At 44.7% G+C, this 12,195-nt stretch carries 11 protein-coding genes; 2 read left to right on the top strand and 9 right to left on the bottom strand.

All coding sequences use genetic code 11. From position 1 onward, the window contains the following. Positions 1-143: 143 nt before the first annotated feature. The 3 genes from pyk to K4I03_RS08700 all read right to left on the bottom strand — a co-directional run bounded on the left by pyk (position 144) and on the right by K4I03_RS08700 (position 5,911). A complete protein-coding gene (pyk, locus tag K4I03_RS08710; protein WP_227964723.1) occupies positions 144-1,649 on the bottom strand; it encodes a pyruvate kinase in 1,506 nt (501 codons plus the stop codon). Between the two features lie 56 nt (positions 1,650-1,705). Beyond that, on the bottom strand, positions 1,706-2,716 hold the full coding sequence (pfkA, locus tag K4I03_RS08705; RefSeq protein WP_227964721.1) for a 6-phosphofructokinase: 1,011 nt from the start codon (positions 2,714-2,716) through the stop codon (positions 1,706-1,708). Positions 2,717-2,800: 84 nt separating this feature from the next. After that, complete coding sequence (locus K4I03_RS08700) at positions 2,801-5,911, bottom strand: DNA polymerase III subunit alpha (protein ID WP_321573165.1); 3,111 nt, start codon at positions 5,909-5,911, stop codon at positions 2,801-2,803. Positions 5,912-6,091: 180 nt separating this feature from the next. Here K4I03_RS08700 and K4I03_RS08695 point away from each other — a divergent pair, with 180 nt between their 5' ends. Beyond that, entirely contained in the window at positions 6,092-6,799 is a 708-nt protein-coding gene (locus K4I03_RS08695; RefSeq protein ID WP_002900663.1) for an ABC transporter ATP-binding protein, read from the top strand. 14 nt (positions 6,800-6,813) lie between these two features. Further along, entirely contained in the window at positions 6,814-7,647 is an 834-nt protein-coding gene (locus K4I03_RS08690) for a hypothetical protein (protein ID WP_002917452.1), read from the top strand. A gap of 42 nt (positions 7,648-7,689) precedes the next feature. Here the strand turns inward: K4I03_RS08690 and K4I03_RS08685 are convergent, their stop codons facing one another. The 6 genes from K4I03_RS08685 to gtfA form a co-directional block, all read right to left on the bottom strand. Then, complete coding sequence (locus K4I03_RS08685) at positions 7,690-8,385, bottom strand: LrgB family protein (RefSeq protein WP_002897855.1); 696 nt, start codon at positions 8,383-8,385, stop codon at positions 7,690-7,692. Next, positions 8,378-8,758, bottom strand: a complete 381-nt coding sequence (locus K4I03_RS08680) for a CidA/LrgA family protein (protein WP_002900667.1) — start codon at positions 8,756-8,758, stop codon at positions 8,378-8,380. Before K4I03_RS08680 ends, K4I03_RS08685 begins: the two co-directional genes overlap by 8 nt. A gap of 173 nt (positions 8,759-8,931) precedes the next feature. Then, positions 8,932-9,153, bottom strand: a complete 222-nt coding sequence (gene asp5 / locus K4I03_RS08675) for an accessory Sec system protein Asp5 (protein ID WP_227964712.1) — start codon at positions 9,151-9,153, stop codon at positions 8,932-8,934. Position 9,154: 1 nt separating this feature from the next. Next, a complete protein-coding gene (asp4, locus tag K4I03_RS08670) occupies positions 9,155-9,337 on the bottom strand; it encodes an accessory Sec system protein Asp4 (RefSeq protein WP_002897858.1) in 183 nt (60 codons plus the stop codon). Continuing rightward, positions 9,330-10,682 carry an accessory Sec system glycosylation chaperone GtfB gene (gtfB, locus tag K4I03_RS08665; protein WP_061602702.1) on the bottom strand — a complete coding sequence of 451 codons (1,353 nt, stop codon included), beginning with the start codon at positions 10,680-10,682 and terminating at the stop codon, positions 9,330-9,332. The genes asp4 and gtfB overlap by 8 nt, the downstream gene beginning before the upstream one ends. Then, positions 10,666-12,186 carry an accessory Sec system glycosyltransferase GtfA gene (gene gtfA / locus K4I03_RS08660; RefSeq protein ID WP_227964711.1) on the bottom strand — a complete coding sequence of 507 codons (1,521 nt, stop codon included), beginning with the start codon at positions 12,184-12,186 and terminating at the stop codon, positions 10,666-10,668. The genes gtfB and gtfA overlap by 17 nt, the downstream gene beginning before the upstream one ends. Positions 12,187-12,195 lie beyond the last annotated feature (9 nt).

Below are 12,195 nucleotides of genomic sequence, written 5' to 3'. Positions count from 1 at the left end.
TTAGACAAAATAGACAAAGGGACAATCTTATTTCAAAAATCAAAACGCTGACGTGTCCTCCTTCTCAAGCAAGATAATGGTCATCACTTTGACAAGAAAAAACCGATGATTTTTCAATCAACGGTTCTTTTTATTGTCTTAGATTAACGTACTGTACGGATACGCATTGTGTTGGTACGAACTGCTTCACCAAGCGGCACACCAGCAACGATAACGATATCATCACCAGATTCAACCAAGCCTTGCTCAACCGCAATCTTTTCAGCGATGTCAAACATATCATCTGTGTTAGATGGAGTGTTTGTAGTCACTGGAATTACACCCCAGTTCAGCATAAGACCGCGTTGAGTCAATTCGTCAAAAGTGATAGCCAAGATATCAGCATTTGGACGGTATTTAGAAATCAAGCGAGCTGTGTGACCAGTCTTAGTAAGGGTAACTACCAACTTAATATCCATTGAGTTTGTAGCATCTTTAACTGCTGAAGCCATAACTTCAGTCTTAGAGTTACGCTCAAAGTTATCAGTTGTCAAGCGACCATATTCGTTAAGAAGGGTTTGAGCATTCTTATCGATAGTAGCCATTGTTGTTACTGACTCAAGTGGGTATTTACCATTTGCAGACTCGCCTGAAAGCATAGTTGCATCAGTTCCGTCGATAACAGCGTTAAATACGTCTGATACTTCTGAACGAGTTGCACGTGGTTTTTCTGTCATGGTTTCAAGCATGTTAGTTGCTGTGATAACCACTTTACCAGCTGCATTTACCTTCGTGATGATCATCTTTTGGTAAACTGGAACCATTTCGAATGGTACTTCGATACCCATGTCACCACGGGCAATCATGATACCATCAGCAGCTTCAATGATTTCGTCCAAGTTATCAATACCTTGTTGGTTTTCGATTTTTGCAAACAATTGAACATGGCCATTACCAGTTTCTTCACAGATTGCACGAACTTCGTTGACGTCTTTTGCAGTACGTACAAATGAAATCGCGATGAAGTTGATTCCTTGCTCAAGACCAAAGCGGATATCGTCATTGTCACGCTCAGCAAGCGCTGGGAAAGGAATCTTAGTGTTAGGGATGTTCACACCTTTTTGCTTAGCAATGATGCCGTCGTTTTCAACTTCTACTTCAAATTCACGACTAGCATCGTCTTTAGCGATAACACGAAGACCAAGTTTACCATCATCAACCAATACTTGACGGCCAACTTCAACATCATCGTAGATGTCCAATCCACCAGCAACGTTCAAAGCAATTACTTCACGAGTAGATTTGATACCTTGCTTAGTAGCAACACGGATTTTTTCACCAGTCTTGTATGAATACTCTTTTGCATCGCCTTCGAACAATTCTGTACGAATTTCTGGTCCTTTTGTATCAAGAAGGAAACCAACTTTTTGGCCGGCAATTTCTTCTGCACGCTTAACAGTTGCCATGCGTTCTCCTTGCTCAGCATGGTCACCGTGTGAGAAGTTGAAACGGAATGTGTTTGCGCCAGCTTCAATCAGCTTAGCAATGTTTTGAGCTGATGCTTCAACATCCAGCTTTTCTCCCCAATATCCGTCATCACCGAATTTTTTACCACCGCGGATTTCTACCGCAGGACCTAATGTTGCAACGATTTTTACACGTTTATTCATGATTGTATGAAACTCCTTCTTCTATTTGGCCTCTTGGCCTGAATAACAAATAATAATTAAATATTGATGCTGCGGTTCAAATCAGCCAAGCCCAGATCAGCCTTGTGCGGGTTATTGACGACAATCTTGCCCTCAGCAGTCAAGCTAAAGAGTGCTCCTTCTTCAGCAGTTCCCAGGATTGGGCTTTCAACCATCTGCTCATTGCGGATTCCAACAGCAACTCCGCCGATACCTTCTTTAAGCAGTTTAACAGCATGCGCTCCCATACGAGATGCAAGAACACGGTCACGCGCAGTCGGTGAGCCTCCACGCTGGATATGTCCGAGCTCTGTGACACGCAAATCACTCATATCTCCAGCTTCTTTCAGCTTTTCAGCAAATTCATCCGCTGACATGACACCCTCAGCCAAGACGATGATGTTGTGCTTCTTACCCTTGGCATAGCCACTCTTAATGCTTTCAACAACTTCTTCCATCTTGAAACCTTCTTCAGGAACGATGATTTCATCCGCACCAGATGCAATACCTGCCCAGAGAGCAATATCACCAGCATTACGTCCCATTACTTCGATAACGAAAGTACGGCGGTGACTGGATGAGGTATCCCGAATCTTATCAATCGCATCCATAGCTGTAGTAACAGCTGTATCAAAACCGATAGTGAAGTCTGTTCCGACGATATCATTGTCAATGGTTCCTGGAACACCGACAGCTGGGAAGCCGTGCTCTGTCAAGCGCATAGCACCGTGGTAAGATCCATCTCCACCGATAACAACGACACCTTCAATGCCATGTTTTTTAAGCTGCTCAATCCCTTTCAGCTGCCCTTCAACTTGGGCAAATTCAGGATAACGAGCAGAGTGAAGGAAGGTTCCGCCGCGAGAAATAATGTCACCAACTGATGTCGCATCAAGTGGGTAAATCTCGCCAGCTACCATTCCAGCGTAACCATCATAAATCCCGTAAACTTCCATTCCTTCGGAAATTGCTTTACGAACAACTGCACGGATGGCAGCATTCATTCCAGGGGCATCACCACCACTAGTCAAAACAGCAATACGTTTCATTTCGCTTTTTGCTCCTTTTTCTTTTTAACATTCTTATAGATTATACCACAATCGTCATGAAAATTCTCTTATTTTCCATATTTTTTAACGAAAAATCGTTTTCATAGTATAATTCTTCAATTCCTCTTGCAGCTGCTCCGATTTCTCCACTCGGAAATGAGGTGCAGATATGGTTCGCTTCTCATCTTCGTAGCGCAGGACAACCGGAATATTGCCGGGGTATTTCTGCAAAATCTGAGATATTTCCTGATCATGTTCATGGCCCGCAAGTTTTATCCAGAAGCGTTCAGTAGTGGCTTCTTCTATATCTGACAAGACCAACTGTAAGCGTCCATCCCGCTCCTGTACCTTGCCGCTCAAGTAGTAAATCCCCTTCTCCTTAATACGTTCGGCCAACTGACGATAGGTATCAGGAAAAAGGGTAACATCCAGTTTTTTCTTCGTATCTGAAACCTGCAAGAAAGCCATATTCTCGCCCTTTTTGGTCCGGATAGTCTTAATAGACTGGACTTCAGCCAGAATCCTAGCTCTGCTATTTTCCGTCAAATCACTAATCCAGCTAAAGGGCTGGTCCGCTTCTTTGGCCAGTTTAACCAAGGGGTGATCGCTAAGCCCCACACCGATAATGCTCTGTTCCAGCTCAAACTTTTCAGCATCGCTGAAATCCTGAGCCTCTGTCCAAGAATAAGTCGTATCGGCAAAGAGGCTGCCCAGCTCATCCGCAAATACAAATAAATTAGGCAGATTGGCTAGAATTTTTTGGCGATTTTTCTCAAAACTGTCAAAGAGCCCCAGCTGAATCAGAGGAGTCAGCAGCGGAATCTTATGGTAATTCTGAGGCAGGCGCAGAATAAAGTCTTCCACCCCAGTAAAGGCAGCATTTTGTCGCTCTTCGATAATCCAGTAAGCCAAATCCCTAGGCAGGCCTTTGATATTTTTCAGACCCAAAAAAATCTTCTTATCCTGAAACTTATCATGGTAGGGAATATTATTGATGCTGAGGGGTGCTGTTTCAAAGTCAAAACTCAGGGCATCGTTGATATAGTCACTGCTAGAATAATTGAGCATGACATCAAAGAAAACATCTGGATAGTGAGCCTTGAAGTAAGCAAGCTGAAAAGCCAGAGCTGAGTAGGCATAGGCGTGGCTGCGGTTAAAGCCATAACCAGCAAACTTCTCCATAATAGCAAAGACTTCCTTGGCTTTGGATTCCGAATGCCCTAGCTTGAGAGCACCTGCAACAAAGTCCTCCTGCATGCGATGCATTTCAGCAGCATTTTTCTTACCCATTGCTCTTCGTAAAATATCGGCTTTCCCCAGACTAAAGCCACCAAAACGCTGGGCTACCTGCATAACCTGCTCTTGGTAGAGCATGATACCGTAAGTCGGAGCTAGAATATCAGCCAAACTATCATCAATCAGCGCCACCTGCTCCAGTCCATGCTTTCTCTTGACAAAATTGTCAATATAATCGCTGGCTCCAGGACGGTTGAGAGAGGTTGTGGCCACTACTTCCTCAAAGCAAACCGGCTGAATCCGCTTGAGCAGGCTGATAGCACCCGGCTGCTCAAACTGGAAAATCCCCTTGGTCTGACCAGCCGCAAAGAGTTTCAGAGTGTCTGCATCCGCCAAGTCAATCTCTGCAATCTTAATATCTACCTCATATTTTTTCAGGGTTGCTTCTTTCATCCGCTGGACAAAGGTCAGATTACGCAAGCCCAGAAAGTCCATCTTGAGCAGACCGTTGCTCTCCACACCGTGGGCATCATATTGGGTGATATACATGTCCTCACCGTATTTGAGCGGTATCTGGTCTGTCAGGTCATTGTCACTCATCACAACGCCGGCTGCGTGGATAGAAGTCTGACGGGGATGACCTTCGATTTTTTTAGCAATATCAAAGGCCTTTTGATATTCCAGCTTACTATTGATAATCTGACGAAAGGCCATATTTTTCTCATAAGCAGAGGTCAGGCTATCGCCAAAGCGGATTTTCTTGGTGATATTGGTCAGCTCATACTCTGGCAGACCGAAGCGCTTGAAAACATCGCGAATGGCCTGCTTGGCTCCGAAGGTTGAGTAGGTCACAATCTGAGCCGCATGCATACTGCCATAGCGGTCCCGAACATAGCGGATAAACTCCGGCCGGTAAACATCCGGTATATCAATATCAATATCGGGCATGGTATAGCGCTCTAGATTGAGAAAGCGCTCAAAAAGCAGGTTATTCTTGACTGGGTCAATCCCAGTAATCTCCAAAGCATAGGCCACCAGACTGCCAACAGCAGATCCTCGGCCCATGCCCATATAATAACCCTGACTGCGACCAAAGCGCAGCAAATCCCAGACAATGAGGAAATAATCATCAAAGCCCATCTGATGAATGACATCCAGCTCCTGATCCAGCCGTTCCTGATAAAGTTTACCTGTTAAACCGCGTTTTTTTAAGCCAGCTTCAGACCGCTCCCTTAGTTCTTCCACAGCTGGCCGCTCCCGATTAAAGCGGGGTAGTTTCAGCTCCCTATTGATATCATAGTGAACATGACGGACTAGCTTCTCAAGATTAGCCAAACTCTCTGGGAAAGTTTCCTTAAAAGCTCCTGCCAGAGCATCTGGTGCCAGCAAAAACTCATGATTGGAAAGACTGCCAATCTCCCGCAGGCTGGCATTTTCTCGAATAGCCCGGAGCATCTGCAAGGTTTCCAAATCGCCCGTGTCAAAATATCGGACAGTATGCAGGGGCAGGGTTGGCCGACCGAACTCCTGCTTAGGTGTTGCTGGAAAGACACCAACATAAAAATCCAACCCCAAATCCAGATCTGCTACTCCGTTAAAAGCAGGAACAATCACAGCCAACCCCTTAAAGAGATGCTGGAAATCCTCCCAGTTTTTTTGTCCCATCATCTTGAGAGTCGAGACTTTCATCAGATTGCGATATCCCTGACTGTCTAAGGCCAGCAGACGGAGATGAAGCTCCTGCTCTGCCTTGATCAGACTCAGCTCCAAGCCTAAAAGCGGCTGCAGTCCCGCAGATTCGGCTTCCTCTAAGAAATGATAGGCTCCATAGAGATTGTCCACATCCATCATGCCCAGATGACTGTATCCTAAGTCCTTGGCTTTTTGCACATATTTCTTTATCGGGATCAAGCTATCCATAAAACTGTAAACAGTCTTGGTATCAAGTTGTATCACCACATTTTTCTCCTTGAACATGCTTTGCTTCTTCTTATAACTATTATACCGCAATTCACTGAATGAGGGAAATAGGAGTTTGACTAAACAGAAAGATTCCATTCACCCTTTCCGGCTTTCTTTGCCATTTTCCTAAGGAAAAGGTATAATAATTGTAAATTGAAGAAAATAAAGGAGACATGTATGAATCAGTATCCTCTGGTCTATCTTGACCATGTCCATAAAAATTATGGCGACGCACCCGCCCTGTATGATGTGAGCTTAAACATACAGCCCGGCAGAATCATCGGACTTCTAGGTCCTAATGGTAGCGGCAAGACAACTATTATCAAGCTTATCAATGGACTTTTGCAGCCCACCTCTGGCCATATCTATCTCAAAGGCGTCAAACCTTCTCCTGATACCAAAAGAATCGTTTCCTATCTGCCAGATACGACTTATCTGAGCGACAGCTCCAAAGTAATCGAAGCTGTAAAGTATTTCCAAGATTTTTATGATAATTTTGACAGCGCGAAAGCTATGCAGCTTCTAAAGGATCTTCATATCGATCCTCAAGCACGCATCGGAAGCCTTTCAAAAGGAAATAAAGAAAAAATGCAGCTCATTCTGGTCATGAGCCGCCATGCGGAACTCTATATCCTAGACGAGCCTATCGGTGGTGTTGATCCGGCTGCTCGCGACTATATCCTGCAGACCATCATTCAAAACCGCACACCTCAGTCTTCTGTCATCATTTCCACCCACTTGATCGCAGATATCGAGCCAATCTTGGATGAAGTAATCCTGATTAACCAAGGTCAGATCTTTTTGCATGAAAATGCTAATCAGCTGCGTCAACAGTACAATCAATCCATTGATAATCTCTTCCGCAGCCAGTTTCGCTTTTATTAGGAGGGCTTCATTATATGTTTGGAAAACTGTTTAAATACGACTTTAAGTCTAATTACAAATGGTATTGTATCACCTTTGCCATTCTTCTCATTCTATCAGTCTTTATGGGAATCATAGCTGGCAGCATCCTAAGACCTGAGGCAATGAATCGCTATAGTGAACATCCATTGTCTATTAGTGGTGTTATTATCACTTTCTATCTACTATTTCTCTTGCTGTTTTCTGCATCTTGCGCAGTCTTTCTATCCAATACCATCATTATTATCCGTCGATTTTATAAAAATGTCTTTGGGAGAGAAGGCTACCTGACTTGGACCTTGCCGGTCACCCCGCATCAGATTCTTCTGTCCAAGCTTCTTTCCGCATTTGTTTGGACCCTCTTGTGTATGCTGACCATGTTTATTAGTGGTTTAGTCATCTTTGGCATTGCTCTTCCCCTTGTAGGCTTTTCATTCAATGAGATTTTTAAATTTATTGGTGAAATACCAGATTTATGGCTATGGATTGTCAAATACGGCTTCCTTAATCTCCTTCAAATCCTTTCTGGTATTCTCTTCTTTTATCTAGCGATCTCAGTCGGACAGCTTTTCAAGAAGAATCGGATTATGATGGCTGTGCTCTTTGGATTTTTGATTTGGACTGTTCTGGCAGTCCTGTCACTCTTATTACCTAGTTCTTTTGATTCATATGGACTACTTAGTTTATATGATTACAGTTACTCCTCTTCGGAATTTGAACAGATGCTAGATGGCTTCATTATTATCAGAGTCGTCTTTGAGCTGGTCAAAATTTTCGGTTTCTATTTTACAATCTATGCCATTGTAAAAAACAAACTAAATCTTCAATAAGCAAAACAAGGTTGAAACAAAACGTTTCAACCTTGTTTATTTTTACTTCAGAATAATCGCTGCCACGATGGGGCTGACCAGAACGTACATGAGGCCGGTCACGCCAATCGCAAGTCCTGCCATAGCTCCTGCGACCTGGCCGTATTTAAAAGCGGTTCCCGTTCCTACCGCATGGCCGGTTCCCCCTAAAGCTAGACCGATAGCTACCGGGTCTGTGATTTTTAAGAGCTTAAGAAGCGTTGGCCCCAAGACACTGGTCAGAATGCCCGTCGCAACAACCACCACTAATGTCACTGTAGCAAGACCTTGCAGCTTGTCTGTGATACCGACAGCCATGGCCGTCGTGACAGATTTCGGAAAAAGAGAAACAGCCAGAAAGAAATCCATGCCGAAAAACTTAGCCAGCAGAGCAGTGAAGCTGGTATTGACTACAACCGCCGCAAAGGTCCCAATCAAAATACTGCGTGCATGGTGCTTCATCAAATGAAAAGTCTTGTAAAGCGGAATCCCCAAAGCAACCGTAGATGGCACAATTAGGTTGTTTAAATAGGAGCCGCCGACATAGTAATCCTTGTAGGAAATACCGGTTAATTTTAAAAATGCAATAACCAAAACTGCTGCAATCAGCAACGGTGTTGTCAAAGGATGAGGAAATCTCCGAAAAATCAATAGACCGAACAGATAGGCCAAGATAGACAAGGCAAGGCCAAAGAGAGGGTTGCTCCATAAATCAGACATTGCTGGCGTCTCCTTCCTCATAATCTCCTTCAAAACGAGTCTTAATCAGCTGCACCACAACTGCAATCACACAGACATTGAGCACAATCGCTCCTAAAACAATCAAAATAATCGGCAGCAGATAAGGTGCAATGACCTGAAATTTATCCATGATACCAACTGCTGGAGGCAGAAAAAGAATGGTCATATTTGCCAAGAGAAAATTGCCAACCATACTGATATGACGCAGGCGCAGGAGCTTGAATTGCAGAGCCAAAAACAGCAAGACCAAACCAATGATACTGCCTGGAACAGGCAGGTGGAAAACACTTGAAATTCCTTCTCCAACGAGGGAAATCATAAAAATAATCATCAACTGAACGTATAATTTCATACCAAACCTCCATCACTTGTATATCCAGTTTACTCCTTTTCAGAAAAATATCAAGGTACTTTCAGAAATTAAAACCTTTACATCCAAAATTTGCTTATAAAAATTCCCTCCATTGTCTGCAATAGAGGGTCTTTCTTATTTAGCAGTCGTCTGAGTAACTTCCTAAACAGATACTAGATGGATTGAATCATAAAGAAAATCATGAGCACAATCAAGGCAAGGCTTGCTAAAAGAACTAGAATTTTCTTTGCGAGGTGGGTTTCCCAGTAGCCTGACTTGCCAATCGATGTATTAGTTTCTCTATAAAATTGCTGGTTTTCTCTAGGAAGCAGACTAACCAGCAAAATCAAGATAAGGGCTACTACAATGGTAAATGTAATCAATATTGTTTGCATTTTATTTCCTCAAGGCTCCAATCAATGTAAAAATCAAGCCAATCAAGATCATCAAGCCCAAGGCGATGACAAAGGCCTTGTTGAGGTTTTCACCCAGGCTGGCCTTCTCTTTCTTGGGCTTGCCATGCTTAAGCTCATCTAACCGTCCCTCAATATCCTTATGAAATAAATCTTTTTTAGCCATGCTGACCTCCTAACAAGCTTTGGAGAGTCTCCTGATAAAGACTGACGGGTACATCATTGGCATGTCGGCCTTGAGCTTGCAAGGCTGACCGCATCTGCTCAACACCAGATAAGGCTTCTTCCAAAGTTGATGCCAGTTGAGCTGGCTGGCTGCTGTCGAAAATATGCTGTTGGGCAATGTAGTGCCTATCATGCAGTGTCTGCTCAAAGCCTAGAATCAAGAGATTGTTCTCAAAAGCCTTGCGCACTGCCTGCAGGACCTGACCGCCGTGATTGATATCCAGATAAATGTCCGATTCCAAGTAAAGCTGCTCGATCTGCTTGAGACTGGCATTTTGATAAAGGACGACATTCTTATAGGACAGCATAGATAAGAGTTTAGGTGACATTTCCGTGAGGGCAGCAATGCGAAAGACTAGCTGTGGCAGGGACTGAACCAAGGTCTCTAAGCCTTCAATCTGATCTGAATGGGTCAAAATTAAAGCATCTTTTCGTAGGTAGTTGTCCCGCTTGAAGTCATAATGATAGCCCAGATGCAGGAACTTCTGCTGCTGGTCAGTCGCTGCCAGACTCTTGGCCTTTTCATAAGTTGCTAAATCTGGAATGACAATGGTCTGCGTCCGCAGCTGGCTATTTTCCAGAATCAGCTGCATATTGCCCGGAAGCTCGTCATACAGAGGTTCCTGCCAGAAAAGAATATCCTGCCCAGCACGCCCTGTCAAGCTGTGGGAAACCAGGAAAGAATAAGCCAGCGAATTAAAGAGAATATGATCCAAGTCAAAGTCTAGCCGCTCTAAAAAGAAACGGATAAAATCCACTCGGCTTTTAAAAATCCGCAAGGGCTCTTGGTCCAGAGTCAGGATGATGTCACCGGTGGCGTGATTTTCCACGATACGCTCCTGACCATCAGTGCTGTAATAGGTTGTGTTGAAAGCCTCCTGGCCTGATTTATAGGCTGTTTTGGCAAAGCAGCGGCCTTGCTTATTATAACGCTCACTCAGTCGCAGCTGACCTTTTTTATCCAGCCAGTCTACCTGCTTGACCAGCCGGCCCTTGGCTTGACTGGCATAGTGAATCCGTGCCCTTTCTTCTCCCATGTCACTGACACGCGCCGCCTGATGGTCGCCTGTGATTTCCCAGAAAGGGGGCACTGGCACTTGATTGAAAAAGAGCGGGTGGTCTGCTCCCTCTTCATCCCCCAGAAAGTAAGTATAGGGGGAAATCATATCATCCGGCAGAAAGCCATTGGCCTCAATGACAATGGTCGGACAGTCATAGCCAGCTGCAAGGAGGGAATCATGCAGATCCTGGGTTTCCTGATTGTAATAATCAAAGAGCTGAATCATCTTTGACCTCCTTTAAAAGCTGGGACCAAGCCGCTTCAACCCGGCTGGTCAAATAATTCTCGGCCACTTGATAAGAGTGTTGGCTCATCTCCTGCTGGCGTCCTTGGCTAAAGAGAGCTATTATTTTCTCCACAAAAGCAGCAATAATCTGGTCCTCGACCTGATTGGAACTGACCGGCAGCAGATAGCCATTTTTACCATCATCGATAAAAGTCTGATTGCCATAGCGGACATCAAAGCCGATGAGAGGCAGACCTGATCCGACCGCTTCCATGAGAGTCAAACCAAAGCCTTCACTGGTTGAAGCTGTCAGATAAAGCTCATAGCCTGCATAAATCTGACTTAAATCTGCGTGCCCTTTGAGCCGAATGTAGTCTTGAGCTCCTGCTTCCTCAATCCTACGGCGCAGTTTCTCCTCTTCGCCACCCTTACCGTAAATATCCAGAGTCAGCTCAGGCAGCTGGGCATAGACTTGGACAGTTGCTGCCACTAGCCAATCAATATGCTTTTCTGTAGCAAGACGCGAAGCCGTGATCATGGAGTAAGGCTTGCGAGGCTCTTTGGGATAAGTTAGCTGGTCTAGACTCCCAACCGGTATGGTGACAATCTTGGGCTGCTTGTCCGAGTAATGCTGGAACTGCTGCTCTAGAATCGTTTTCTGAGCCTTTGTTGCCACGATGAAAAAGTCCACCTTGTCTGCATTAGTAAACTGGTAGTCATAGAAATTATTCCAGAGAATGTAGTCGTCACTGCTGGCATTTTCACTAAAATGCTCCGCATGGACCACTACTCCTAGCTTAGCCTTCTGGCTCTCCTCAAAGACAACCTGACCAATCCCTGTCTCCCTATCCAAGATGACCACATCATCTGCCTGCAGCTGCAAACACTGGAGAAAATAACGAACCAGCTCAGCCTTGGAATAGAAAATCCGATCCGGAAAGCGATAGAGCTCTTCCTGACCATCCTCTATCAGCATGTCATAGGCCACACTGCCGTCTTCGTGGTAAAAACGGCGCTGGTAGAGGGTTGCGGCGTCATTGTGGGGTGCGAAGTACTCACTGGCATAGCGGACATAGGAGAAATAATCCTTGCGAATCAATCTCCCCCGAGAGACATACTCCACATGCTCGACAAAGTCCTGGTCTTCCTGCCGCAGATAGCAAGTGATAAACTGATCATCCTGCGGATAGAAATAGCGGACAATCTTGCCCTCTCTCTCCGAGCGCTCCGGCTGACCTGCGACTTGAGCCAGCACCTGATCCTGCGTCACCGTCGTTGGTGCAATCTTGACATCAGTAAAGTAATTATAAAGCCAGATAACTTCCTCATCCAGAAAACCAATATTTTCCGTCAAATGCTGAATATTATCCGCTAAAATCATATCCATAAAGATAAACTTAGCCGGCTGCTGGATCCTGCGCAGTAGCTGGGCCCGATAAGCTTGGGCGTATTCTACACCGCTGCTGGCCCAGCCGATGCCTAAGTTGATGTTATATACTGTCATATTCTCCTC

Origin of the sequence: Streptococcus sanguinis (genome assembly GCF_020729725.1) — a bacterium.
Taxonomy (GTDB): Bacteria; Bacillota; Bacilli; order Lactobacillales; family Streptococcaceae; genus Streptococcus; species Streptococcus sanguinis_V.
Note: the sequence above shows the minus strand (reverse complement) of the source record. Positions and strands in the feature narration are given on the sequence as shown.